Annotated in this window: 22 protein-coding genes and 1 tRNA gene; 8 read left to right on the top strand and 15 right to left on the bottom strand. The window is 57.6% G+C overall.

Translation table 11 applies throughout. From position 1 onward, the window contains the following. Window positions 1-111: 111 nt before the first annotated feature. Window positions 112-1,203 carry a PQQ-dependent sugar dehydrogenase gene (locus tag ERE07_RS18535; protein ID WP_167670991.1) on the top strand — a complete coding sequence of 364 codons (1,092 nt, stop codon included), beginning with the start codon at window positions 112-114 and terminating at the stop codon, window positions 1,201-1,203. 93 nt (window positions 1,204-1,296) lie between these two features. Here ERE07_RS18535 and ERE07_RS18530 read toward each other — a convergent pair whose 3' ends face one another. Further along, on the bottom strand, window positions 1,297-1,977 hold the full coding sequence (locus tag ERE07_RS18530; RefSeq protein WP_130010531.1) for an ankyrin repeat domain-containing protein: 681 nt from the start codon (window positions 1,975-1,977) through the stop codon (window positions 1,297-1,299). Between the two features lie 58 nt (window positions 1,978-2,035). Between ERE07_RS18530 and ERE07_RS18525 the strand changes: the two genes are divergently transcribed. Next, window positions 2,036-2,899 (top strand): LysR family transcriptional regulator, encoded by an 864-nt coding sequence (locus tag ERE07_RS18525; protein ID WP_130010557.1) that lies wholly within the window; start codon window positions 2,036-2,038, stop codon window positions 2,897-2,899. A 40-nt stretch (window positions 2,900-2,939) separates the two neighbouring features. Here ERE07_RS18525 and ERE07_RS18520 read toward each other — a convergent pair whose 3' ends face one another. Beyond that, a complete protein-coding gene (locus tag ERE07_RS18520) occupies window positions 2,940-3,770 on the bottom strand; it encodes a bifunctional allantoicase/(S)-ureidoglycine aminohydrolase (RefSeq protein WP_130010530.1) in 831 nt (276 codons plus the stop codon). 280 nt (window positions 3,771-4,050) lie between these two features. Here ERE07_RS18520 and ERE07_RS18515 point away from each other — a divergent pair, with 280 nt between their 5' ends. The 3 genes from ERE07_RS18515 to ERE07_RS18505 are packed head-to-tail and all read left to right on the top strand — an operon-like array spanning window position 4,051 to window position 7,035. Beyond that, complete coding sequence (locus ERE07_RS18515) at window positions 4,051-5,016, top strand: tripartite tricarboxylate transporter substrate binding protein (RefSeq protein ID WP_245153777.1); 966 nt, start codon at window positions 4,051-4,053, stop codon at window positions 5,014-5,016. A 52-nt stretch (window positions 5,017-5,068) separates the two neighbouring features. Beyond that, a complete protein-coding gene (locus ERE07_RS18510; protein ID WP_130010529.1) occupies window positions 5,069-6,571 on the top strand; it encodes a tripartite tricarboxylate transporter permease in 1,503 nt (500 codons plus the stop codon). Then, window positions 6,568-7,035 (top strand): tripartite tricarboxylate transporter TctB family protein, encoded by a 468-nt coding sequence (locus ERE07_RS18505; RefSeq protein WP_130010528.1) that lies wholly within the window; start codon window positions 6,568-6,570, stop codon window positions 7,033-7,035. Before ERE07_RS18510 ends, ERE07_RS18505 begins: the two co-directional genes overlap by 4 nt. Window positions 7,036-7,066: 31 nt before the next feature. On the opposite strand, the gene ERE07_RS18500 is transcribed toward ERE07_RS18505, so the two are convergent. The 5 genes from ERE07_RS18500 to ERE07_RS18480 all read right to left on the bottom strand — a co-directional run bounded on the left by ERE07_RS18500 (window position 7,067) and on the right by ERE07_RS18480 (window position 11,972). Next, complete coding sequence (locus tag ERE07_RS18500; RefSeq protein ID WP_167670988.1) at window positions 7,067-7,756, bottom strand: 2OG-Fe(II) oxygenase; 690 nt, start codon at window positions 7,754-7,756, stop codon at window positions 7,067-7,069. A 65-nt stretch (window positions 7,757-7,821) separates the two neighbouring features. Next, window positions 7,822-8,619, bottom strand: a complete 798-nt coding sequence (locus ERE07_RS18495) for an SDR family NAD(P)-dependent oxidoreductase (RefSeq protein ID WP_130010527.1) — start codon at window positions 8,617-8,619, stop codon at window positions 7,822-7,824. Between the two features lie 3 nt (window positions 8,620-8,622). After that, a complete protein-coding gene (locus tag ERE07_RS18490; RefSeq protein ID WP_130010526.1) occupies window positions 8,623-9,396 on the bottom strand; it encodes a citryl-CoA lyase in 774 nt (257 codons plus the stop codon). Between the two features lie 27 nt (window positions 9,397-9,423). Beyond that, window positions 9,424-10,926 carry a class I adenylate-forming enzyme family protein gene (locus ERE07_RS18485; protein WP_130010525.1) on the bottom strand — a complete coding sequence of 501 codons (1,503 nt, stop codon included), beginning with the start codon at window positions 10,924-10,926 and terminating at the stop codon, window positions 9,424-9,426. A 41-nt stretch (window positions 10,927-10,967) separates the two neighbouring features. Then, on the bottom strand, window positions 10,968-11,972 hold the full coding sequence (locus ERE07_RS18480; RefSeq protein WP_130010524.1) for a Bug family tripartite tricarboxylate transporter substrate binding protein: 1,005 nt from the start codon (window positions 11,970-11,972) through the stop codon (window positions 10,968-10,970). A gap of 116 nt (window positions 11,973-12,088) precedes the next feature. Between ERE07_RS18480 and ERE07_RS18475 the strand changes: the two genes are divergently transcribed. Both ERE07_RS18475 and ERE07_RS18470 read left to right on the top strand, forming a co-directional pair. Then, on the top strand, window positions 12,089-12,844 hold the full coding sequence (locus tag ERE07_RS18475; protein WP_130010523.1) for an IclR family transcriptional regulator: 756 nt from the start codon (window positions 12,089-12,091) through the stop codon (window positions 12,842-12,844). Window positions 12,845-12,899: 55 nt separating this feature from the next. Further along, on the top strand, window positions 12,900-13,250 hold the full coding sequence (locus tag ERE07_RS18470; protein ID WP_130010522.1) for a GFA family protein: 351 nt from the start codon (window positions 12,900-12,902) through the stop codon (window positions 13,248-13,250). A 64-nt stretch (window positions 13,251-13,314) separates the two neighbouring features. Here ERE07_RS18470 and ERE07_RS18465 read toward each other — a convergent pair whose 3' ends face one another. The 8 genes from ERE07_RS18465 to ERE07_RS18430 all read right to left on the bottom strand — a co-directional run bounded on the left by ERE07_RS18465 (window position 13,315) and on the right by ERE07_RS18430 (window position 22,700). Then, on the bottom strand, window positions 13,315-14,136 hold the full coding sequence (locus ERE07_RS18465) for a M55 family metallopeptidase (protein WP_130010521.1): 822 nt from the start codon (window positions 14,134-14,136) through the stop codon (window positions 13,315-13,317). Next, on the bottom strand, window positions 14,133-15,218 hold the full coding sequence (locus ERE07_RS18460) for a DmpA family aminopeptidase (protein ID WP_130010520.1): 1,086 nt from the start codon (window positions 15,216-15,218) through the stop codon (window positions 14,133-14,135). Before ERE07_RS18460 ends, ERE07_RS18465 begins: the two co-directional genes overlap by 4 nt. 101 nt (window positions 15,219-15,319) lie before the next feature. Then, window positions 15,320-16,216 carry a glutathione ABC transporter permease GsiD gene (gene gsiD, locus ERE07_RS18455; RefSeq protein WP_130010519.1) on the bottom strand — a complete coding sequence of 299 codons (897 nt, stop codon included), beginning with the start codon at window positions 16,214-16,216 and terminating at the stop codon, window positions 15,320-15,322. 9 nt (window positions 16,217-16,225) lie between these two features. Further along, a complete protein-coding gene (gsiC, locus tag ERE07_RS18450; RefSeq protein WP_130010518.1) occupies window positions 16,226-17,146 on the bottom strand; it encodes a glutathione ABC transporter permease GsiC in 921 nt (306 codons plus the stop codon). A 56-nt stretch (window positions 17,147-17,202) separates the two neighbouring features. Further along, window positions 17,203-18,750, bottom strand: coding sequence for a glutathione ABC transporter substrate-binding protein GsiB (gene gsiB / locus ERE07_RS18445; protein ID WP_130010517.1), 1,548 nt, complete (start codon window positions 18,748-18,750; stop codon window positions 17,203-17,205). A gap of 18 nt (window positions 18,751-18,768) precedes the next feature. Next, window positions 18,769-20,745: a dipeptide ABC transporter ATP-binding protein gene (locus ERE07_RS18440; protein WP_130010516.1), complete on the bottom strand. Its 1,977-nt coding sequence runs from the start codon at window positions 20,743-20,745 to the stop codon at window positions 18,769-18,771. A 106-nt stretch (window positions 20,746-20,851) separates the two neighbouring features. After that, window positions 20,852-21,808: an isoaspartyl peptidase/L-asparaginase family protein gene (locus tag ERE07_RS18435; RefSeq protein WP_130010515.1), complete on the bottom strand. Its 957-nt coding sequence runs from the start codon at window positions 21,806-21,808 to the stop codon at window positions 20,852-20,854. After that, the gene (locus ERE07_RS18430) at window positions 21,801-22,700 is read right to left on the bottom strand and encodes a MurR/RpiR family transcriptional regulator (RefSeq protein ID WP_425330994.1); all 900 of its coding nucleotides are present in this window, start codon (window positions 22,698-22,700) and stop codon (window positions 21,801-21,803) included. The genes ERE07_RS18435 and ERE07_RS18430 overlap by 8 nt, the downstream gene beginning before the upstream one ends. A gap of 308 nt (window positions 22,701-23,008) precedes the next feature. On the opposite strand from ERE07_RS18430, the gene ERE07_RS18425 reads away from it, so the two are divergent. Next, window positions 23,009-23,093: transfer RNA gene (locus tag ERE07_RS18425), tRNA-Leu, on the top strand. Window positions 23,094-23,364: the final 271 nt, after the last annotated feature.

Genomic DNA, 23,364 nt, shown 5'->3' with positions numbered 1-23,364 from the left:
TCTTACCTCTCTTTCTCTTCCAGACGACGGCCGCATTGGCGATCCGGCGCTGGCGCGCCCCTTATCGTCATGAGCATAGCGCTAGCCGGGGGCGGGTTGCCCTGGGTGGCCATGCCATCCGTGGCACAGGCGGCAGCGCCATCCGTCGGTCAACAGGAGGTCGTGGTCAGCGAGCTATTGACTGGCCTTGATCATCCCTGGTCCTTGGCGTTTTTGCCGGATGCTGCCGGCGCACTCATTACAGAGAAGCCCGGCAACTTGCGCTGGTGGCAGCCTGCAGCCGGCCTGTCGGATCCCATACAAGGCGTGCCCGATGTCTATGCGCGCTCGCAGGGCGGTTTGCTTGACGTGGCGCTTGCGCCCGACTTCAAAGAAAGCCGACGCGTTTACTTATCCTATGCGGAGCAGGGCGATGACGGGAAGGCGGGGACTGCTGTGGGCTATGGCGTCCTCTCCAGCGATCATCGAACTTTGAAGGACTTTACCGTCATATTCCGCCAGCTTCCCAAGTTGTCGACGGGGTCGCATTTTGGCTCGCGTCTGGTGTTCGACAACAAGGGGTATTTGTTCATCGCCCTGGGCGAAAACAACCAGCGCGAAACGGCCCAGGATCTCGATAAACACCAGGGCAAGGTGGTTCGTATTTATCCAGATGGTCGTGTTCCCGAAGACAATCCATTTGTCGGAAACAGTAAGGCACGGCCTGAAATATGGTCTTATGGTCACCGCAATCAGCAGGGGGCAGCGCTCAATCCGTGGCTCGACCAGCTTTGGACCAATGAGCACGGGCCGCGCGGAGGCGACGAGTTGAATATTCCGGCCGCAGGCAAGAACTACGGCTGGCCGCTGGCGACCCACGGTATCAATTACTCGGGCCTGCGCATTCCTGAAGCGAAGGGTACCGAGGTTACTGGCACGGAGCAGCCGGTGTATTACTGGAAGGTATCGCCAGCGATATCAGGCATGGCATTTTATGATGCAGATCGTTTTCCGGCCTGGCAGCATTCCGTGTTTATTGGGGCGCTGAAAGAGCAGGCGCTCATAAGGCTTACGCTCGATGGTGTACGGGTGGTCAATGAAGAGCGTTTGCTAGAGGATCGCGACGAACGTATCCGGGATGTGCGTGTTGGCCCGGATGGCTATGTCTACGCGCTGACCGACGCATCGGCAGGCAAGCTATTGAAGATCGGATTGAAAGAATAGCCACGCCGGAGATTATCGGCAGCGCTTGAGCTGTGGTGATGTCGGTCAGTTCGTAACGCCGGCAGTTGGGCCGAGCCAACCGGGGAGGCGGTGTCAGCGGCTTTGCGCGCCCGCGTGTAACAGGATTGCCTCTATATCGCCATAGCCGCGTTGCCGGGCATGTTGCAGGGGTGTGACGCCTTGTCCGTCTGCCAGATTGGCGTCCGCACCGGCGTCCACCAGAAGCTGTACGATTTCAACGTGTCTCGGTCCGCCATCGCCCAGGATGATGGCTTCCAGTAAGGCTGTCCAGCCCAGATTATTTACATGATTGACGTTGACGCCAGCCTGGATCAGCGTGCGCACCGTTTCCACATGTCCGCGTTCAGCAGCAGGGATCAATGCAGTGCCGCCATATCGGTTTGTGCTTTCAAGATCAGCGCCATGCGCCAGCGTCATTGCCAGTATCTCGTTGTGGCCTCGCGCGCCAGCGTAGAGGTAAGGGCTATCCTGGATGGTGTTTTTGGCGTTGACATCTGCGCCTGCCTCAATCAGAACGCTTGCGGCGCCTACTTCGTTGTGGAGAGTCGCGATGAGTAGCGGCGTGCTTCCGTTGGCGTCACGCGCTTCGACGTTTGCGCCGTTGTTGATCAGCAGCGGTATTTTTTTTGCGTGACCATGTTGCGCGGCTTCTTGTAACGCCTTATCCAGCGCGTTATCGCTGGCTGCCGTGGCCGTGCAGGCCAGGGCGGCTGTGCCGAACATGAGATAAATGGATAGGCGTCTGAGTAACATGGTAAAACCCTCCTAATACATTTAAAAGATAACTATCCAGATGGTAGTCAGTGTAAAACTGAATAGGGCTCTGTTCGATCTTGATTTGCTGAGAGCCGTTGTCATGGTCGCGGATTGCTGTAGCTTCACAGCGGCTGCAACCAGGCTGCATTCGACACAATCAACCATTAGCCAGAAAGTGCAGCGACTTGAGGAGATTGCCGGACACAGGCTATTGGTTCGCGGCAACCGGAATATTCAGCCTACCGATGCGGGAGAGATCTTGCTCGGCTATGCCCGTCGGATGCTGGCCCTCAACGATGAGATGCAGGAAGCCTTGTCCGGCGCTGCCGTGGCTGTCACCGTGCGCCTTGGCGTTCCCGAAGACTTTGCGGCGGGCCCGACGACAGACATGCTGGCTGCGTTCAATCGCCAACATCCGGAGGTGAAACTTGAGGTGACCAGCGGGCTGAGCCGAGACGTCAGCGACAAGTATGACAATGGCGAATTGGACCTGGTGCTGGTGAAGCAGCGCCGCAATAGCCGCGAGACAGTGGCATCCTGGCCTGAGAAGTTGCGTTGGATCGATAGCGCCCGCAATCCCTCGATTGATCAGGATCCTATTCCGTTGGTGGTATTTCCACCGCGCGGCTTATACCGGGATGACATGATCCACGCCATGGAGCGGCTTGGGCGTCGCTGGCGGATAAGCTTTACCACGTCCAGTCTCAGCGGCGTACAGGCTGCGGTAGCGGATGGCCTGGGAATCAGCATTCTGCCGGCCAGGGCGGTTACGCTGGAGCATGTGGTGCTGAGCGACAGGCAAGGATTTGCGCCTATCGATACGATGGATATTGCGCTGATACACCGCCCCACGGCCGACCCGCTGGTCAAGGATTTGACGGCGGCCTTCTCTGCAATGCTGGAGAAGGAGCGCCTTTGATCCCGGACAACGCGTGTTGCAGGCCAGTTGCCGGCGTGTATTAACGCGGGCTGTTCAGCAGCAGATTCATGTGGCGGTTCACGTCCTTGTACAGCAGGTAGCGGAAGCGATCCGGGCCGCCTGCGTAACAGGCTTGCGGGCAGAAAGCACGAAGCCACATGAAGTCGCCCGCCTCAACCTCGACCCAATCCTGATTCAGGCGATAAACGGCCTTGCCTTCGAGCACGTAGAGGCCATGTTCCATGACGTGCGTTTCGGCGAAGGGAATGACGCCGCCCGGTTCGAAGGTTACGATATTCACATGCATGTCGTGACGGACATCGCTCGGATCCACGAAACGAGAGGTTGCCCACCGTCCTTCGGTGCCTGGCATCGGCACCGCTTCAACATCCTGCTCATTGGTGACGAAAGCTTCGGGATGGGGGATCCCGTCCACGGCCTGATAATGTTTGCGTATCCAGTGGAAACGGGCTGCTTCCCCGCTGGTGTTGCGCAGCGTCCAGGAGGATGCGGGTGGAATGAATGCATAGCCGCCTGGCTTGAGCGTATGGGCGGTACCTTGCAGCGTCAGGGTGATGTCTCCCTCGACAACGAACAGTACGCCTTCGGCGTTGGGGTCCAGTTCGGGCTTGTCGCTGCCCCCGCCCGGACTTACCTCGACAATATATTGGGAGAATGTTTCCGCAAAGCCAGACAGCGGGCGGGCGAGCACCCAAAGGCGAGTGTTGTCCCAGAATGGCAGATTGCTGGTGACGATATCGCGGTACACGCCTTTCGGAATGACTGCATAGGCTTCTGTAAACATAGCCCGATCTGTCAGCAGCTCAGTTTGAGCGGGATGCCCACCATGAGGGGCGTAGTAGTTGGTCATGGCATGAGCCCTTGTTGTTGAATGTTGGTCTGGCTAGACGGCAAGCGCACCTGATGCGCTGCGTTGCCGTTCGCCTTGGCACGCACATAAGATATAGAACATCAATGATATCCACAAATTAAATGTTTGGATGTATTGCATTTGATTTTTCGATTCATGGGTCATATATATCACTTAATTGACATGAATGTATCAGGGCGATATGATCGAAACAAACAATAACAAAGCGGACAGTATCGAGGAGATAAACGCAGCAAACTAAAAAAGGAAGGAGACAATCATGAAATTCATCATGCGCAAGAGCCGCTATGCGTGCTCATTTGCAGCGGCATTGCTCTTTGTGCCGGCATCCGCCTTTGCGGAGTTTCCGGAGCATACAATCAACTACATCATCCCTTTTGGCCCGGGAGGTGAATCCGATGTTTCGGCCCGGCTTCAAGAACCGTTTTTCAAGAAATATAGCGGGCAATCTATTGCCATTCAGTACAAGGCGGGCGCTGGCGGTGCGGCTGGCTGGTCGCAACTGAACAACATGGCGGGCGACGGCTACACCATGATGGGTACCAACTTGCCCCATATCATTCTGCAGCCCATGGACAAGAATGTGGGCTACAAAACGGACGACCTTCAGCTTATCTACTGGTTTCACTACACGCCCGACGCGCTGCTTGTGCCGGCGGCGAGTAAGTACAAGACGCTGGAGGAGTTTGTCAATGCGGCCAAAGCGAGCCCTGGCAGCATTACCGTTGGTGGTACTGGCACGAAAACCGGCAATGAGCTGGCCAAGGCGCGTTTCGATCGGATGGCAGATATCAAGACGGCCTATATTCCCTTCAAGGGTACAGGCGCGGTCAATACAGCGCTATTGGGAAGTCAGGTGAATGCCTCTTGGGGCTACACCACCGTCAAGCTTCAGCTGGGCGATCAGGTGAGGTGTCTTGCGGTCGCGCTGGAGGAACGGCACCCGGCCATTCCGGATTGCCCTACCTTCAAGGAGCTGGGCTATGACCTGATCGGTGGCGTCTATCGCGGCCTTGCCGTCCCCAAGTCCACGCCGGAAGACAAGCAGGCGGCGCTGGCTGACATCATCAGAAAGATCAATGCCGATCCTGAGTTCATCAAGAAGATGGAAAACAGCGGTTTCACCATGGTCGATATTGGCCCGGACGAGATGAAATCGTTTATGGATAAAACCAAGGCCGAATTGCAGGCCGCGGCCCAGGATCTCGGAATAAAGCCGCATTGAGCGACGACAACCTGACAGCGATGGCTTCAACAACGCATGGATAGGGAGGAGCATGTCTGGCTTTGAATTCGTGATTGAGGTACTGTCGCCAGCCAATTTTCTGATTGCCTTGGCTGGGGTTAGCGCAGGTATTGTTATTGGCGCCATGCCCGGACTGACGGCGACAATGGCGGTCGCCGTACTGGTTCCCTTTACGTTCGGCGCTCCTCCCGCGACCGCGTTGATTGCGCTGGGTGCGATATACACCGGCGCGATTTATGGCGGTGCGTACGCAGCCATTCTGCTTAATACGCCAGGCACACCGTCGGCAATTGCAACGACCTTTGATGGCTATCCCATGGCCAAGAAGGGCGATGGCGACCTTGCGCTGACGCTGGCTTGTGTCGCGTCGGTGTTCGGCGGGCTGGTTGGCGCAGCATTTCTTATTCTTCTGGCGCCGCCGCTGGCCACATTTGCCTTGCGGTTCGGTCCGGTCGAGTATTTCTGGCTCGCCATGTTTGGCCTTACGCTCATATCATCCCTGGCGGCGGGAAGTCTGATAAAGGCTGCCATTGGAGGCTGTATTGGCTTGCTCTTGTCGATGATAGGGTTGGCCGAAGTCGGTGGCGACGTACGATTCACGGGTGGGTCCCAGACATTGCTGGGCGGGCTGGATATTGTGTCAGCCTTGATTGGGCTTTATTGCGTGCCTGTGTTGATCGATTTGGTCGCAACGCCAAACCCTCATATGAAGATGGGGAAGCACGGCGCCGGCTATCGATTGGCCGAAGCGCTCAGCGTATGCTGGAAGGGGCGCATCAATCTGATTAGAAGCTCCGTTATCGGCACGGTCGTAGGAATTTTGCCAGGTGCGGGGGGGTCTATCGCCGCTCTGGTTTCGTATTCTGAATCGCGGCGGTCGTCCAAAACGCCCGAACTTTACGGAACGGGTGTGCCTGATGCCGTGGTCGCCACGGAGTCTGCCAATAACGCTACAGTAGGGGGCGGGTTTGTGCCTACGCTGGTGCTCGGTATACCTGGCACCCCTCCGGATGCGGTGATACTGGGTGCGCTGCTGGTGCAAGGCATCAGGGTTGGTCCGCAGTTGTTCACAGAGCAAAGCGAAATCGTCTTTACGTTTATGTATGGATTGATACTTGCGACTGTGCTGATGCTTCCGGTCGGGTTGTTTTTCGGACGCTATGCCTTTCGTCTGCTGGTTGCGGTTCCCAAGGCTGTGCTGGCGCCTTCGGTTGCCTTTCTGACGGTGCTGGGAAGTTATGCGGTAAATAACAATGCCAACGACGTGATTCTGATGGTCGTTCTGGGCGGCATAGGCTGGTGGCTTGCACGCTTCGGTTTTTCCCAATCGCCCATTGTGCTGGGACTTATCCTGGGTAGCATTGCGGAGTCTGGATTTGTTCAGGGTTATCTGATTGGCAATGCCCGCGGCAATGTGCTTGCAGAGTTCTTTACTCGGCCGCTCAGCATCGGGATCATCATGTTGGTGCTCGTAACGCTTATGTATCCGCTGCTGCGGCAACGGCTCAAAAAGAAAAAAGGAGTGCAATCATGACGCAAGAAACCCGCCCGCATGAGCGGGACGTCAGGGGGATGATTGCCTGCCTGTTGTTTTTGTTGCTGGGGGCTGGGATTTTGTGGGCAGCTGGGAATTATTCACCGCTTGGTGCGGTGTTCCCCCGCACGATCGCTACGCTGATGATGCTGCTATCGCTTGTGTATTTGATTCAGTGTGTGCGCAAGCCAAGGCGTGTCGAGCATGAAACCGGCGGATCTGGAATAAGGCGCCTGTTGATGTTCCTGATCATGCTGATTTGGGCATTTTCATTCGAGCATATAGGCTTCCTCACTACCAGTGTCGTGTGTTTTGCGTTGGCGCTGCTTGTTGGCAACTACGATAAATGGACGCCTCGCACAATGCTTGTTTATTCTGCGAGCGGGTTGCTGGTGATAGGCGTGTTGTATGTGCTGTTCAAAGAGATACTGCAGGTTCCTTTGCCGGTCGGACTGCTGTTGTAATGCAGCGCTTTGCGCTTGCCGGATAGCTTGCTCAGGCTGCAGCACCCGAAGGCGTCGCGCCCGGAAAGGGATCGTCGTTGGATGCGGGTGACGCCACAATGGTATCCAGCAGCAGGCTGTCGGTGCGGAACCAGCCCGTCAGGCTCCAACGAGGCCGGTTGCAGGGCAGAACGGCATGGGGAATGAGATCGCTCCGGAACAGAACCACGCGCCCGAACTGAGGAAGGATGCGGCGTATTTCCCGGGTTTTATCGCCTGGCGCATAGAGGCACAGTTCGCCGCCATCCGGCTGGTGCCATGTCCGGTTCAGATAAAGTACCAGTGAAATCTTGCGGTGTGGCTGGCCGCGATGCTGATCCATATGTTGCCGATAGCCCAGGCCCTTGTCATACCGTGCGAAGTGGAACTCTGATCGGCGCAATCCCAGGAAAAAATGCCTGTTCATGAGCAGCTGAAGGTTGTCAGCCCATCTCTGGAAGGCCACGCAGCCTTGGATGGCATTGTTCTGATCCAGCCAGTGTATCGTGTCGCCGCGTATCGACAGGTTTCTGATGGGATGATCGGGCGAGCCGATTTGCGCTTCGTGAAAGAAGCCTTGACGCCAAGCGTATCTGCTCGCAAGGTAAAGTTGCATGACTACCGGTGCGGGCAAGAGCTGGTCTTGCACGGCCCAGCCATGTGTTTCAAGGCCATGAAACAGGGGCTCGTAAGCGTCCGCCATAAGTTTTTCCAGTTAGGGCGGACAATTTTACGGGAAATTGCAATATCGGCGAAGAAGCAATATCTTCAGTTGAATTTTCCGGTGATGCCACCATCGACAACAAGCTCAGTCCCTGTAATATACGACGCGCCGTCTGAAGCCAGGAAGGCAATGGCATTTGCCACCTCCCAGGCTGAACCCATGCGCCTCATGGGAACCTGTTGATTGCGTGCGGCTCGCATGGCGTCTGCGCTTGCGCTTTCGGAATAGGCCCGCGCGACATTAGCCTGGATTCTGGGCGTGTCGATCAGCCCGGGTACGACGGTATTCGCGCGAATACCCTGTTCTGCGTATTCCTGGGCCAGCATGCGAGTGAAATGAATGACCGCAGCCTTGGTGACGCTGTATGCCAGGTGAGGATAGCCTACGTAGCGTATGCCGGCTATGGAGGAAACCGTGACAATCGAACCTCCCCCGCGCTTCAGCATGGCAGGAATAATCAGTTTGCTGCCAATCAGCAGGCTTTGTACGTTGACCTGGTGGATGTGATGCAAGTCGGTGGGATCAGTTTCAGCCACACCGCCCATTTTTCCGATGCCGGCATTGGCGATGTACACATCGATGCCGCCGTACTTTCTTGTCGCTTGCGCCACGGCTCCGGCCATGGCGGATGCGTCGGCGACATCGGCTTGTAAAGGCAAGGCAGTGCCGCCCGCCTTGCGTACCTCTCGCGCAGCATCCTCGGCGGCGTCCAGGCTGCGGTCTACGGCGACGATACGCGCGCCCAGACGCGCCAGCACTACGCAGCTCGCTTTGCCTATGCTCCAGCCTGGGGCACTGCTGCCAGCGCCGCCCACGAAGATCGTCTTATCGTTGAACTGCATGACTCAGCGCTCGGTGCTGTTTTTGACGTAAGGGATGGCTTGATCGATGTTTTCCCAGATATAGCGACCGCTGGGGGTGCGCTGCTCTTCTGCGATATGGGAAACAAGTCCGGCTGCACGCGAAATGACCGCAAATCCACGCATCAGTTTCGTGGGGATGCCTATCTCTCCCAGCAGCGCAGCGACAGCCCCTGTCGCATTGATGGTGATGTGTTTGCCATACACGCCGTCAATCGCGTGGTTCAGGGTGAGCAGCGCGTTCACATGCTGCTGTGGCAGCTCGGATTCGCGCTGTGCGAGTGCGATGAGTTTCAGTGACCGAGGGTCGTCGGGCTTGTGCAGATGGTGGCCGAACCCGGGCAAGTGTGCCTTGGTCTCCTTGAATGACACAGCGATGGCGCGAGCTTCCTGCTCTGGGTGGCTCGAGGCCAGGATGCGTTCGAGCAGGGCGGCGCAGTTTTCCATGGTGCCGACAAACTGGCTTCCTACGGCCAGAATGCCAGCAGAAACCGCTCCCTGCAGATTCTCCGGGGCGCTCATATAGATCAAGCGGGTCGCGATGGCGCTGGGGGTCAGACCGTGTTCCATCAGCGTAATCAGCACCGCGTCGACGATGCGTAGATCGACCGGGCGCGGCCGACGGCCCATGATCTGGGTGAACATGACATCGGTAAAAGTGCGCTCGCCGATCAATTCATTGACCAGGTCTTTGTCCCGATAATTCATGCCGGTCAGCGTGTGGGCGCAAAGCTCCGTGGTTGGCGTAGGTTGCTTCATAAGTAGCGTCTCCTGAATGTATGTGGCTCAGCGGCTTTCGGAGTGCGTCGAGGCAGCTAAGGCTTGTTCCTTGATCACGGTTTTCAGCACCTTGCCAACGGACGAGCGTGGCAGGCTTTGGTAGAAGTGAATATGCTTGGGGGTTTGCACCGGACCCAGCTTTTCTCGTACGAATGCCCTGAGCTGGTCTTCTGTGATGGCGTGGCCAGGCTTGAGTTCGACCGCCGCATTGACGGTTTCGCCCCATTTGTCGTCCGCCATTCCGAATACGGCGGCTTCATGCACGGCTGGGTGCTGCGACAAAGCGCCTTCTACGTCGATAGGGTAGACATTGAAACCGCCTGTGATGATGACGTCGCGCAGTCTGTCCTTAATGTACAGAAATCCGCGCTCATCGAGATAACCGACATCGCCGGTGTGCAGACGATTGTTCTTGATGGTCTCTGCGGTTTTTTCCGGTAATTTCCAGTATCCCGTCATGACAAGCTCACCCTGTATCGTGATTTCGCCTGTCTCGCCTGGCGCCAGCGTGCGCCCATCAGAATCCACGATGGCGATGTCCGTATACCACGTGGCTCGGCCAGCGGAGGCTTGGTTGTCGGGGTCCATCAGTTCATGGGGTCGCAACAGCGTAGCGATTTGAGGGGCTTCTGTTTGGCCATAGGTCGTCGCAATGACGGGCCCAAAGAACGCTTGGGCCATGGCGATTTTTTCAACGGGCATCGGTGCGCCCCCATAAATCATCAGGCGCAGATTCGGAAAGTTTTCTCTTCGTGCGCCCGGTGTCGCCATCAGTTTGTAGATGAGCGTGGGCGGCATGAAAGTGATGGTGCCGCCCAGCGTTTCGAATGCATGCAGAATGTCGGCAGCATTGTTGGATGGGCAGAGCACCAGCGTGGCGCCCTGCGCCAGAAATGGCAGTACATAGGTGCCGGTGCCATGGCTGATGGGCGCGCAGATAACGAACTTGTCGTCTGCCGTGATATCCCATCCGCCGATCTGGTTGATGATGTTCGCCATCCAGGCCCTGCACGGTTGCATAACGCCTTTGGGCAAGCCGGTGGTTCCTCCAGTGAATTTGATTGCCTGCGTATCGTTGCGGTCTCGAACATGGGCGACCGGCTGCTGATCGCGATAAGCGCCCGCTAACGCCCGGAATTCGGAGAAATTTATTTTTTGACCCTTGCCGTCAGGAATCAGCGTGCTTCCCGCAACATCGACCAGTATGGAGATCGGCGCAGTAACGTCCAGAATCCGCGCCAGTTCGGGTGTCGTACTGCGATAGTTCAAGGGCACCCATACCTTCCCGGCCGCCAGTATCGCCATCATTCCCACGATGTATTCCGGAGCGTTTGCGGCACACATCGCGACGCGTGATCCAGGCTCGGGGTCGACGGCTTGCAGAGCACATGCCAGCGCGCGCACCGCGACGCCTAGTTCCCGATAAGTCATCTGCCCCGTAGCGCTTTCGATGGCAATATTGTCGGGATACAGCAGTACTGCTCGGTGCAGGAAATCGATAGGTAGCATATGCAACTCTGGGTGACGTGATGATGATGACGGCGGCGGTATCAGTGAGCGGAAAGATTGGCTTTCTTGACGACGTCGGCCCACTTATCGATCTCCGACTGCGTAAATGCTTTCAGCGTTTCCGGTGTATTGGGTTGTTCGGGTGCGGTGAAGCCGCTCTTCTCGAACGTTGATACCACATCGGGCGATTGCAGGGCCTTGTTCAGTGCGACGTTGAGTGTCGAGATGACATCGGCAGGCGTGCCTGCAGGCACCGAGAGTCCAAACCATGAATGCACAAAAAAATCTTTGATGCCCGATTCGTCAAAGGTTGGCGTATCGGGAAGAGCGGTCACGCGCTCCTTGGTCGTTACAGCCAGCGGACGTAGCGACTTCGCCTTGATGTGAGCGATGGACGATGGCAAATTGTCGAACATGGAGTCGACCTGTCCGCCCAGCAGGTCGGCGACTGCGGGGCCGCTGCCGCGATAGGGAACATGCAATATGTCCGTACCCGTCTGGATCTTGAAGAGTTCGCAGGACATGTGGATGGACGAACCGATGCCCGATGACGCGCAGGTAAGTTTGCCGGGATTTTTCTTGGCATAGTCGATATATTCGCCCACAGTGTTGATGGGTATTTTCGGGTTGACCACCAATACGTTGGGAATCGTCGCCATCAACCCGACGGGTTCGAAGTCCTTCAGATAATCGTAGTTGAGGTTGTCGTAGAGCGAGCGGTTGATCGTGTTGGCGATGGTGCCTACATAAACGGTGTAGCCGTCGCTTTTGCTGCGGGCGACATATTCTGCGCCGATATTGCTGTTGGCGCCTGCCTTGTTTTCAACGATAACGGATTGGCCCAGCTCGTTAGCCAAAGCGTTGGCGACGACACGCGCCAGGATATCTGTTGCGCCACCGGCGGCGTAGCCGACCACAATGGTGACTGGTTTTTCGGGATATGCCGCTACGGCCTGGAGAGGCAATGTCCAGGCAAGGGCAGCGCACAGCGTGGCGACGCCCAGTTTTATGGGGGCGATGCCGCGTATGAAGGCGAGAGGGCTCATGGTGTCTCCTTTGTCTATAATATGAACAATATGGATCTTGTTTCACCAGGATGCTAGCAACATATATGCGATAGGAATATGATCAATGTCTATAATTTGGACAAACAGGATGGGCGATGGCCACACAGGAAGCTGACACGACAGGACCCAAGACCTTTGCACGGGGCTTGCTTATCATGGATGTAATGCATCGTGCAGGTGGCGATGGTCTTAAGGTCGCGGAGATTGCCAGGCAGACAGGCGTTCAGCGCACGACGGTTTATCGGTTTCTCGATGTCCTTGTTGAGCAGGGCTATTTGCTTGAGCCAGATGCGCAGCGCCGTTATGTGTTTAACTACGCGCGCTTTGCGGCGTCATCAACGCTTGCCGGCACAATCGAGCAGTTAAAGCCAGTCTTGCAGCGTATCAGCGCGCAGACGGGCGATTCATCCTTTCTCATCCGGCGGGAGGACGGCGATTCCTTGTGCGTTCATCGCGAACTGGGTTCATATCCCGTCCAGGTGCTTACTGTCACCATCGGCTATCGCCAGCCGTTGGGGGTAGGGGCGGCTGGCCTGGCGCTGTTGTCCAATTTGGCAGATGACGACATTGAATTGGTATTGGCAGCGAATGATAAAAAACTTGTCCGTTTTGGCGGCATGACAGCCAGCCAGATGCGAAGGCTCATCCAGAACACCAGGGAACGCGGCTGGTCTGCAGTGGGTAACGCCGCTGTGCCTGGTGTGATGGGGGTGGGCGTGCCGATTCTCCGCCATTCTGGCGCACCGATTTTTGCCGTAAGTGTCTCCAGCGTCATGAATAGAATGCCGCTGAAACGCCAGAGGTTTATTATTGACGTAATCAGGAGGGAGCTGGAAGCGGTCTCCACCTAGCGGCATTCAGTGGCAAACGCCGCCTCGCTCCTGTTCATCATCCGAGGAGCGATTTATGTCTTTTGAGGGAAGTTGTCATTGCGGAGCTGTCCAGTTTAAGGTCGATGCACCGCCTCCCACCACCGCAATCAGTTGCAACTGTTCACATTGTCGGCGCAGGGGGGCATTGCTCTCGTTCTTTCCAGCGAGTCAATTCGAGGTGACGCAAGGCAGCGAGGCGTTGCGGTCCTATAAGTTCAACACGCACAAAATAGACCATCAATTTTGCCAGGCCTGTGGGATTGAAGCGTTTGCACGTGGCGCCAAGCCTGATGGCTCGCCTATATGCGCGGTGAACCTGCGTTGTGTTCCTGCCATCGATCTCGATGCCCTGGATGTACAGACGTACGACGGCGCGAAAGCCTGAAGGGTATTTGCCAGGCACTTAACGACGCACTCGCCGCGACATCAGGCGTCATGTGCATTTCGGGTCAACGCAGCATGAACGACATTGCCGACAGGCTGTTAAGCATCCGTACAAGGGCTTCCATGCTGTTTGCCTCAAAGCTGAGCGCTGTGGCATTCACGCGCTCGAGCATGGGCAATTGACAGAACAAGTCCGCCTGGCCGGTCGTTTGCGTGGCCAGTTCGCAATGAAAGCCTGGGCCGGGTAGGCGATATGGATGGAGAGAAGGCACCTGCGAAATGGCCTCCACCGCTGCCTGGTGAATCAGACTGCAGGCGTGCGCGGGCGAGAGCGAAATACAACTGGCATGCCCTTGGGCTTGCTTGGTCTGCACGGTAAGCGCGTTGGGAAAACGCGGCTGCGTTTCGGCCAGAAATACGTCATCGCCTGTCATGAGCGCGACGGGAACGCCAAGCTCGCCGGCAAGCGCCCCATACAGACCCGCCTCATTGAGTTCGACGCCATTGATGGCCACGCGACGGAAGGCGAAACTATTGATGGTATGCGCAAGCACGCCAGGCGTGCCGGCGCCTGAGTGGTAGCCGATCAGAAATACGGCATCGCAGCCTTGTTCCGCGCCTGCCATCATGCCCAGATAGCGAGGCTTGCCCGTTACCATCTGCACCCGTTCATCCATACGATCGAGAAGCAGATTTCGAAAACCGCCGTGCGAGTCATTGACCAGCACTTCGGTTGCGCCACCGTCAAAAGCGCCGCGGATGGCGGCGTCGGCCTCGGCGGTCATCCAGGCGCGTGCACGTTCGTACTCCGGGTTACCGCTGCGTGTCTGTTCTGTGTGCGTCACACCGGCAACGCCTTCGATATCTACGGAAATCAGTATTTTCATTGGGAACTCCCAAGGGTCAGGCGCTCGCGCCATTGAGGTAATAGTTCATGGATCGCCGTTCGCGTATGGCCATCCCGGCCCTTTATCGTGGTTGCGGCCCACAACGCATTGACAATGGCCTGCTCAGTGGCTTCGGCCGCCGCTTCAAACAAGGGGTCCAGGCTCGTTTCATGCAGAAAGCGCAGGCTGGGCATGGGTGCGTGCGCCAGCGCGGGAATGCGATAGGCTGTACTCAGGGCGATCGCGATGTCGCCGCTGCCATGGCCATAGACGGAGCCCGTACGTGCCAGGCCCGCGGCGGCCCGCCTGGATAGCCGCCCTAGTTGCCGCGTGTCGAGCGGTGCATTGGTGGCCAGTACAATGATGATGGATCCCTTGTCCTGTTCCAGCAGAGTCTCCGGCGCGCCAGCGGCTGGGTGTTTTGCCAGTTCGCGTCCCAGCGGCTGGCCAGCCACGATCAGATTGGGCAGGCGGCCAAAATTGGACAGCACGAATGCGCCAACGGTGTAATGGCCTGCTGCACACTGCGCGATGCGCGATGCAGACCCTATTCCCCCTTTAAGATGAAAGGATGACATCCCGCGGCCCGCACCCACCGACCCTTGTGCGAAATCGGCTGACGCCCTCTCGCAGGCCTGCGTGTAGTGTGTTTCCTGGATGGCGAAAGCCTGGATGTCATTCAGATAGCCGTCGTGGCATTCGAGTACCAGTGGATTGACCGTTGGCCACTCGCGGCCAATCTCCACGTGCCTGGAAATGGACTGCCGCAACTGTGCCGTGGCCACTTGGCCAACTGAAAACGTATTCGTGAGCGCGATGGGCGTCTCGATGACGCCAAGTTCCTGCAACTGAATCAGCCCCAGGCTTTTGCCGAAACCATTGATGACGGTTGCCGCCGCAGGGGTTTTCTCGAGAAACAGGTCACCCTCATGCGGGAAAATGACGGTGACACCGGTTTGTAGGGCCTCTTTTGCCAGCGTTGCGTGGCCTACCGTTATGCCTGGCACATCGCTGAGGCGGTCATGGGGCCCCGATTGAAGCGATCCGATACGGGGCGATGCAAAAAAATGGGTATCCGGCATGAGAAAAATGACTTGCTAAAAGAATGGCGGTAGCGCCATAACGACTGTTGGCGGGTTGGGGGCGGTGTCCCGACCACAGCCGGGCGGAAGGCTGCCTTGTGTTAGCGGTCTATCTTGGGATCCAGCGCGTCGCGCAGGCCGTCGCCCAGCAGATTGAAGGCCAGCACGGTCAGGAAAATAGCCAGCGCGGGAAAGAGCGCCACGTGCGGCGCCAGCAGCATGTCGGAACGCGCCTCATTGAGCATGGCGCCCCATTCTGGGGTAGGCGGTTGCGCGCCCATGCCCAGGAAGGAGAGGCTGGCTGCGGTGATGATGGAAGTGCCGATACGCATTGTCCCGTACACCACAATGGGCGATATGGTGCCCGGCAGGATATGGCGGAATATGATGACCGCATCCGATGCGCCGATGCTGCGCATGGCCTCGATGTATGTCATGTTCTTGATGGCCAGGGTACTGCCGCGCACAAGGCGCGCGAATGCGGGAACACTGAATACCGCTACCGCGATGATCACGTTCACCATACTGGAACCCAATACCGCCACGACACCGATGGCAAGCAGGATGCCGGGAAATGCCAGCAGCACGTCGGAGATGCGCATTACAATTCGATCCCACCAGCCCTCGTAGTAGCCAGCCAGCAGCCCGAGTACGGTGCCCACCAGCGCTCCCAGCGCAACGGAAACAAACCCTGCCGCCAGAGAGATACGTGAACCCATCAGAACGCGGCTGAAGATGTCTCGCCCGAGGGAGTCAACGCCCATCCAGTGAATCCAGGACGGTGGGTTGTTCAAGGCGTCGTAATCGAAGTAGTTCTCTGCATCAAATGGGCTGATCCACGGTGCCAGAATAGCCAGCAATACGAGCAGCACAACAAACACGCCGGCCCACATGGCCAGTCTCTGCTTGCGAAACTTGCGCCAGAATTCGCGCATGGGGGTCCGTATGGGGGCATCCGCCTGCGGGAGCGCCGGACTGATGGAAGTAGCTTGGGTCATGGCGGTCACTTATTTGTAGCGTATGGTAGGGTTGATCATGCCGTACAACACATCGACGATCAGGTTGATGACGATGAATTCCAGCGAAAACAGCAGGATCAGGCCTTGTATCACCGGATAGTCTCGCTGGTTGACCGCATCAACCAGCAGGCTGCCCATACCTGGCCAGGCGAACACGGCTTCGACGACGATGGAGCCGCCGAGCAGAAAGCCGAACTGCAGGCCCATCATGGTAACGACGGGAATAAGCGCGTTGCGAAAGGTGTGCTTGACGATGACGATGCGTTCGGCAAGGCCCTTGGCGCGTGCCGTGCGCACATAGTCTTCCTGCATCACCTCGATAAAGGCTGCGCGGGTAAAACGCGCCATCACGGCAGCGACGCCGGCACCCAGCGTGATCGAAGGTAGGACATAGTGCTGCCAGGTTCCCGCACCGACGGTGGGAAACCACCCCAGCTGCACCGAGAAAATCTGCATCAAGACCATTCCCAGGGCAAATGCCGGGAACGAAATGCCGGATACGGCCGCCGTCATGCCGACACGGTCCGGCAGGCGATTACGCCATACGGCGGAAACCACACCAATGACCAGACCGAATACGACCGACCAGATCATGCTGGTGAGGGTCAGCAGGAGCGTAGGCATAAAGCGCTCGGCGATCTCGGTGGATACCGGGCGGCGTGTGCGGAGTGAATTCCCCAAGTCACCCTGCATCATATGCGTGACATAGCGAACAAATTGTTGAGGTAAAGGCAGATCGAGGCCGAGCTTGTGGCGCACAACCTCTATGGTTGCCTGATCGGCCTCAGGGCCGGCGGCAAGTCTTGCGGGATCGCCTGGCAGGGCGTGTACGAACAGGAAAACCACGACGGCAACGAGCAGTAGCGTGGGAATCATGCCGAATAATCGTTTGACGATATATGTGAACATGGCAGCAAGATACACGGCGGCCGGCTGTCAAGCGCAGCCGCCGCAGAGTTCCCTAATCAGGGTTGGAGGTCGACATCTTTGAACTGGAAGGAGCCATCGGGCATGACGTTGAAGCCGGTCAGCTTCTTGTTATGCACCGACAACAGCTTGATGGTCGTCAGAAACGCCCATGGCGCATCTTTCCAGATCTGTTCCTGTGCATCCGCGTAGAGCTCGGTTTTCTTGGCGTCATCGGTCGTCAGCAAGGCGTCTTTGATGTCCTCGTCAACCTTGGCGTTGGAGTAGTAGGCGGTATTGTTGAAGACAGGTGGCCAGCCACTGGTTGCCAACAAGGGGCGCAGCGCCCAGTCGGCTTCGCCTGTCGAGGCCGACCAGCCTGCGTAGTACATGCGTACAGGCGCTGTCTTGGGATCCTGGGCGGACTGCACGCGTTGTACGCGCTGCCCTGATTCAAGCAGTTCCACGGAAACCTTGATGCCTACTTGCCCGAGCTGCTGCTGCAGGAACTGCACGACCTTGGCGGATGTGCCGTCGTTATAGGCGGACCAGAGTATGCTTTTGAAGCCGTCTGGGTAGCCTGCTTCTTTCAGCAGTTCCCTGGCTTTCTTGGGGTCGTAGGGCCAGGGATCCATCTTCTTGGCATAGGCAACACCCTGAGGAACCACACCCTGCGAGGGAAAGGCATAGCCGGCAAAGGCAACCTTGGCCAGTGCTTCCTTGTTGATGGCGTAGTTCACCGCCTGGCGCACGCGTGCATCATCGAAGGGCTTGTGCTGCATGTTCATCGAGATGTAGCGCGCGATGATGGAGGGCGCGGCGACGACTTCCAGTTTGTCGTTCTTTTCCAGCAGCTTGGCTTGTTCAAAAGGCAATGGGTAGGCAAACTGGGCTTCGCCCGTCTGTACCATGGCGGCGCGCGTGTTGTTGTCGGTCACGGTACGGAACGTCAGGGTATCGATCTTGGGATAGCCCTTGTTCCAATAGCCGTCGAACTTCTTGACCTTCAGGTACTCGGCAGGCTTCCAGTCGACAAACTCAAAAGGTCCGGTGCCAACGGGATGAAAGGTAATGTCCTTGCCCCATTTTTTGAGCGCCGCGGGAGAAATCATCATGGCCGACGGATGAGCCAGCGAGTTGATGAAGGCGGAGAAGGGCTCGTTCAACGTAATCTTGACGGTGAGCGGATCCACGGCGTCCACGCTTTTGATGCGGCTGAACTGGTTGTAGCGCGCCAGGCCATTGGACTTGTCCAGCACGCGCTCAAGGTTGACCTTGACGGCTTCCGCATTGAAGTCTGTGCCATCCTGGAACTTGATGCCGTCCCGCAGTTTGATGGTGTAGCTTAGCCCGTCTTCGCTGGGTTCAGAGCTTTCGGCCAGCAGCGGTTGAACCTTAAGGTCTTTATCAAACTGGAACAGGCCTTCGTAGTAGCTTTTTCCCACCGCCTGGGAAAGCGTGGAGTTGGTGTTGTAGGGGTCGAGCGAATCCAGGGCGATCTCGACTGCGACAGTCACGTCTTCGCTGGCCATGGCTGGCAGACCTGCGAACAGGCCCGTAGCCAGTGTCATTGCCAGCACGGTATTCTTGATCTTGAAGCTTTTCATGCTTTGTCCTCCAGACGACTAAAAAGAAGCATCAGGTTGATGGTGTGCTACATAATGGCCAGCCGCCACCTCGATGAGAGGTTGGACGATAGGCTCATCGCCTACACGCCGTATGGGGCTGGGAATTTCGCCGACCAATAGCTTGCGGTCGAGATGCCGGCGCGCCGGATCCGCAATCGGAACGGCCGCCATCAGTTTTTTGGTGTAGGGGTGTTGAGGGTTCTCAAAAATGGCGCGCCGCGGGCCCATTTCGACGATCTGGCCCAGATACATCACCGCTACCCGGTGGCTGACACGCTCCACGACAGCCATGTCGTGCGAGATGAACAAAAAGGCAATCCCCATTTCTTGCTGTAGATCGATGAGCAGGTTCACAATCTGCGCCTGAATGGATACATCGAGCGCGGAGACGGACTCGTCCGCGATCACTACCTTGGGGCTGAGCGAGAGCGCGCGGGCAATACAGATGCGTTGCCGCTGTCCGCCGGAAAACTCATGCGGATAACGCTGGGCCGCGTCACGCGGCAAGCCTACCTTGTCCAGCAGCCAGATCATCCGTTTTTCTGCGTCGCGCTGCGACATCACCTTGTGTATCAGCAGCGGTTCGATGATGGAATAGCCTACGGTGACGCGTGGATCCAATGAGGCGAATGGGTCCTGGAAAATGAACTGAATGTTGCGACGCAGGGCCTGAAGTGCAGGGCCGTGCAGACTTGCGATTTGCTGCCCCTGGAAGGTGATCTCGCCGCCCTGGCTTTCGACCAGCCTGAGCAATGAGCGTCCGGTCGTGGATTTGCCGCAGCCGGATTCTCCTACCAGCGCCAGTGTTTCGCCAGGAAACAGATCAAAGCTGACCTTTTCCACCGCATGCACGCGCCGCGTTACGCGACTGAAAATACCGGTGCGGATGTCGAAGCGCGTACACAGATCGCGCACGCTGAGAATCGGTTCACCCTGCTGTACGGTACTGGCAGGTGCGATGGCGGCAGAACGGGCGGCCGCGGCATCTGTATTGTTGTTGGCGCCGTGTTCGGTGTGATCCTGGCGCGCGGTGTGTTCCTCAAGCCGCGCAGATGCAAAGGCGGCTGCGTCGGCGGCACTGGCGGTGGCCGACAGCACGGGAAAATGTTCGGGCAGGTCAGTGCCGCGCATGGAGCCCAGCCGCGGTACCGCCGCCAGCAGCGCACGGGTATAAGGGTGTTCGGGCTGATCGAATATCTGCTGGGCGGGGCCAGATTCAACCTTGTCGCCGCGCAGCATGACAAGCACACGGTCAGAAACCTCTGCTACCACACCCATATCATGCGTAATGAAGATGACGCCCATGTTCATTTCGCGCTGAAGCTCTCGGATCAACTGAAGTATTTGAGCCTGTATCGTTACGTCCAGCGCGGTGGTCGGTTCATCCGCGATCAGCAAGGCAGGTTTGCAGGCCAGCGCCATGGCAATCATCACGCGCTGGCGCATGCCTCCTGAAAGCTGATGTGGGTAGCGGCCCAGTACATTCTTTGCATCGGGAATCCGCACCTGATCCAGCATGTGCAGCGCCTCGGCAAGCGCCTGCCGTTCACTCATGCCTTGATGCAGACACAGGGTTTCGGCGATCTGGTCACCCACCGAAAAGATCGGGTTGAGCGATGTCATCGGCTCCTGGAAAATCATCGCCATGTCGGCGCCTCGCACGGAACGCAATTGCGCGCCGGTGGCTGTGGCCAGATCCAGTATTTGGCCATTACGTCTTCGCAACAGCATTTGCCCATTGATCACGCGGCCGCCGCCGTAATGGACCAGACGCATTAACGCCAGCGATGTGACCGACTTCCCCGAGCCTGATTCGCCAACGATTGCCAGTGTCTCGCCCCTGTCGACATGAAATGAAAGATGCTTGACGGCATCTATGGTTCGTTCGGCGCCCTTGAACTGTACGCTCAGGTCGTCGACCTGCAGTACACGGTTTTCGGAAAGCAATTGGGAAGGAGTTTGCTGTGCCTTCATCAGGTCGGTGTATCCATAAAAAATAATGAGCAGCGTTCAGGATGTCGCACCATTGACATGCCGTCGCCATCCAGGCCGGCGCCTTCGCAACGTCGCGGCCCGCTGTCTATCGATGTATTGCGACAATAGGCGCATCGCCTTGAATGATGTAGCCGCGGTACATGCCTTCTGTATTGAAGGGCATGACGACATTCCCCTGAGCATCGATGGCGATCAGTCCGCCTGCGCCATCGATGGCGGGCAGCTTGTTGTGTATGAGGTCATGAGTGGCTTGTTGGAGCGAGCGACCGGCGTATTCCATTTGGGCGGAAACGTCATAAGCAGCGACGGCGCGGATGAACGCCTCACCTTTACCGGTGGTGGATACGGCGCAGGTAGCATTGTTGGCGTAGCATCCTGCGCCGATGATGGGACTGTCGCCGATGCGTCCTGGCCATTTGTTGGTCATGCCACCGGTGGAGGTCGCTGCGGCAAGGTTCCCGTGGCAGTCGATGGCCACGGCGCCCACCGTCCCCATTTTGTCGCGCTCATCCAGTGGGGCCGTGGCAGCCGCTGCATCATGGTCCAGCACAATGCTTTCGCTACCCGAACGCTGAGCTGACGCCAGCTGCTCGCGCCGTGCAGGCGTGGAAAAATACGAAGGTTCCACGCGTTCCAGGCCTTGTTCATGCGCAAAGGCTTCTGCGCTTTGCCCTACAAAAAATACATGAGGGCTGTGCTCCATCACCGCCCGCGCAGCCAGAATGGGGTTGCGCACGGTCCTGACGTTCGCAACCGAGCCACAGTTGCGTGTTCGCCCGTCCATGATGGCGGCGTCCAGCTCGTGCTCTGCTGTCTTGGTGAACACAGCGCCATACCCTGCATTGAACAGCGGGCATTCTTCCAGCAGGCGTACTGCCTCAGTGACGGCATCCAAAGCCAATCCACCCTGAGCCAATACGCGCTCGCCGCCAGCCAGTATGGCGCGCAGTGCGTCTTCATATTGCTGGCGGACGGCGGGCGTAGTCTGGGCGCGGGCTATTGCGCCAGCGCCACCGTGTATCGCCAGAACAGGCTTAATCATTGTGTTGTTCCCCATGTATCAGCCAAGGCATCACCGATTCAGTGAGCAGGGCGGCTGTCGTAACAGAATGCTTGGATTGATGCGCGACGGCGGCCGACAAGGCTTCTATCATGCCCAGCGCGGCCGTCTCGGAATTGGAAAGCAATTGGCGCTGGCTATGCGCGTACAAACTGATGTCGGCCAGCGGAGCCAGCGGCGAGCTGGGCTTATCTGTCAGCGCAAGTACCGTAACGCTTCGTGCCTTGGCGGCCTTGGTCAATGTGATGGTGTCGGCCAGATAACGCGGAAACGCGATCGCGATGACCAGGTCGTCGGGCGTGATACGCGAAAGCTCTCGTGCTGCATGAGAGACGCCGCCCGGGCCGGCCAGCGATTCCACCATGGCGCAATGCAGGCTCAGGCCACGCTGCAGCAAACCTGCGAGAAATCCGCTGGAACCAAAACCAATGATGAACACGCGATGCGCTGTGAGCACGGCCTGAACGGCGCGTTCGCATTGTTCGGCGCTCAGTGACATACGTGTCAATTCAAAATTGCGCTGATCTTCGTAAAGTGAGGCAGCGATGATGTCGGCAGCACTGGCGGATTTGCCTCGCTCCAGGCGCAGCCGTTCGATGGGTTCCAGCGTTTCCTCGAAACCACGGGCCAGTTCCGCGCGAAACTGTGGATAGCCGGGCAGCCCAAGCGCCCGGGCGAACCGGTTCGCGGTGGCGATGGATACCTCGCATTCTTGCGCGAACTCATCGATGGACATCATGGCGACTTTGAACGGATGGGCCAGTACGTAGTCCGCCATGCGCCGGTGTGAAGCGCTCAGGGTGGACATGGTGTTGGCGATTCTGCCAGCGATGGAAGAGGCCGTTGTGTCGACGGAAGGTTTTTGTTTGCTCACTATAAGGGTGGCCCATAAAGCCAATTCGCGTGAGTAATTGGCAGGTAGTACAGAAAGATAGTAAATTTACATGATTATCTGCTTGATGAAAGATAATTTTCATACGGGATTACCCGTATAGGATTTCGTTAATACAGAAACGCTCTCAGGGTGGTGCGCTGTCGGGTTCAGCGTTGTGTGGGAGCGGCGAGGAGAGCAAGGCTGATCACACCAGCGCCCGCTCCACGCGCGAGGTAAAAGTCTGTTATTATTTCGCGTCTCTGTTGAAGAGATTGCCGTGCACGCGAAGCATTAGCCGTGCAGCATGTGCCCAGGTGGCGGAATTGGTAGACGCGCATGGTTCAGGTCCATGTGCCGCAAGGTGTGGAGGTTCGAGTCCTCTCCTGGGCACCACCCGATACAAAAAATGGCTGTCGCAAGACAGCCATTTTTCATTTGGCCCAGGAAGCGATGCGCCTGCGCGCATCGCGTGAGGACGAGAAAGGCCGGGCCTGCCAGCCCGGCCGGGGTCGCGCCAGTGTGACCGAGTCCTCTCCTGGGCACCACCCGATACAAAAAATGGCTGTCGCAAGACAGCCATTTTTCATTTGGCCCAGGAAGCGATGCGCCTGCGCGCATCGCGCGAGGACGAGAAAGGCCGGGCCAGCCCGGCCGGGGTTGCCCC

Origin of the sequence: Allopusillimonas ginsengisoli (genome assembly GCF_004153455.1) — a bacterium.
In the GTDB taxonomy this organism is placed as follows: domain Bacteria; phylum Pseudomonadota; class Gammaproteobacteria; order Burkholderiales; family Burkholderiaceae_B; genus Allopusillimonas; species Allopusillimonas ginsengisoli.
Note: the sequence above shows the minus strand (reverse complement) of the source record. Positions and strands in the feature narration are given on the sequence as shown.

Bases quoted from the DNA above. Each gene is read 5' to 3' on its own strand.
- ERE07_RS18535 (WP_167670991.1), top strand. From the start codon at position 112: ATGCCATCCGTGGCACAGGCGGCAGCGCCATCCGTCGGTCAACAGGAG.
- ERE07_RS18530 (WP_130010531.1), bottom strand. From the start codon at position 1,977: ATGTTACTCAGACGCCTATCCATTTATCTCATGTTCGGCACAGCCGCC.
- ERE07_RS18520 (WP_130010530.1), bottom strand. From the start codon at position 3,770: ATGACCAACTACTACGCCCCTCATGGTGGGCATCCCGCTCAAACTGAG.
- ERE07_RS18515 (WP_245153777.1), top strand. From the start codon at position 4,051: ATGAAATTCATCATGCGCAAGAGCCGCTATGCGTGCTCATTTGCAGCG.
- ERE07_RS18510 (WP_130010529.1), top strand. From the start codon at position 5,069: ATGTCTGGCTTTGAATTCGTGATTGAGGTACTGTCGCCAGCCAATTTT.
- ERE07_RS18505 (WP_130010528.1), top strand. From the start codon at position 6,568: ATGACGCAAGAAACCCGCCCGCATGAGCGGGACGTCAGGGGGATGATT.
- ERE07_RS18500 (WP_167670988.1), bottom strand. From the start codon at position 7,756: ATGGCGGACGCTTACGAGCCCCTGTTTCATGGCCTTGAAACACATGGC.
- ERE07_RS18495 (WP_130010527.1), bottom strand. From the start codon at position 8,619: ATGCAGTTCAACGATAAGACGATCTTCGTGGGCGGCGCTGGCAGCAGT.
- ERE07_RS18490 (WP_130010526.1), bottom strand. From the start codon at position 9,396: ATGAAGCAACCTACGCCAACCACGGAGCTTTGCGCCCACACGCTGACC.
- ERE07_RS18485 (WP_130010525.1), bottom strand. From the start codon at position 10,926: ATGCTACCTATCGATTTCCTGCACCGAGCAGTACTGCTGTATCCCGAC.
- ERE07_RS18480 (WP_130010524.1), bottom strand. From the start codon at position 11,972: ATGAGCCCTCTCGCCTTCATACGCGGCATCGCCCCCATAAAACTGGGC.
- ERE07_RS18475 (WP_130010523.1), top strand. From the start codon at position 12,089: ATGGCCACACAGGAAGCTGACACGACAGGACCCAAGACCTTTGCACGG.
- ERE07_RS18470 (WP_130010522.1), top strand. From the start codon at position 12,900: ATGTCTTTTGAGGGAAGTTGTCATTGCGGAGCTGTCCAGTTTAAGGTC.
- ERE07_RS18465 (WP_130010521.1), bottom strand. From the start codon at position 14,136: ATGAAAATACTGATTTCCGTAGATATCGAAGGCGTTGCCGGTGTGACG.
- ERE07_RS18460 (WP_130010520.1), bottom strand. From the start codon at position 15,218: ATGCCGGATACCCATTTTTTTGCATCGCCCCGTATCGGATCGCTTCAA.
- gsiD (WP_130010519.1), bottom strand. From the start codon at position 16,216: ATGACCCAAGCTACTTCCATCAGTCCGGCGCTCCCGCAGGCGGATGCC.
- gsiC (WP_130010518.1), bottom strand. From the start codon at position 17,146: ATGTTCACATATATCGTCAAACGATTATTCGGCATGATTCCCACGCTA.
- gsiB (WP_130010517.1), bottom strand. From the start codon at position 18,750: ATGAAAAGCTTCAAGATCAAGAATACCGTGCTGGCAATGACACTGGCT.
- ERE07_RS18440 (WP_130010516.1), bottom strand. From the start codon at position 20,745: ATGAAGGCACAGCAAACTCCTTCCCAATTGCTTTCCGAAAACCGTGTA.
- ERE07_RS18435 (WP_130010515.1), bottom strand. From the start codon at position 21,808: ATGATTAAGCCTGTTCTGGCGATACACGGTGGCGCTGGCGCAATAGCC.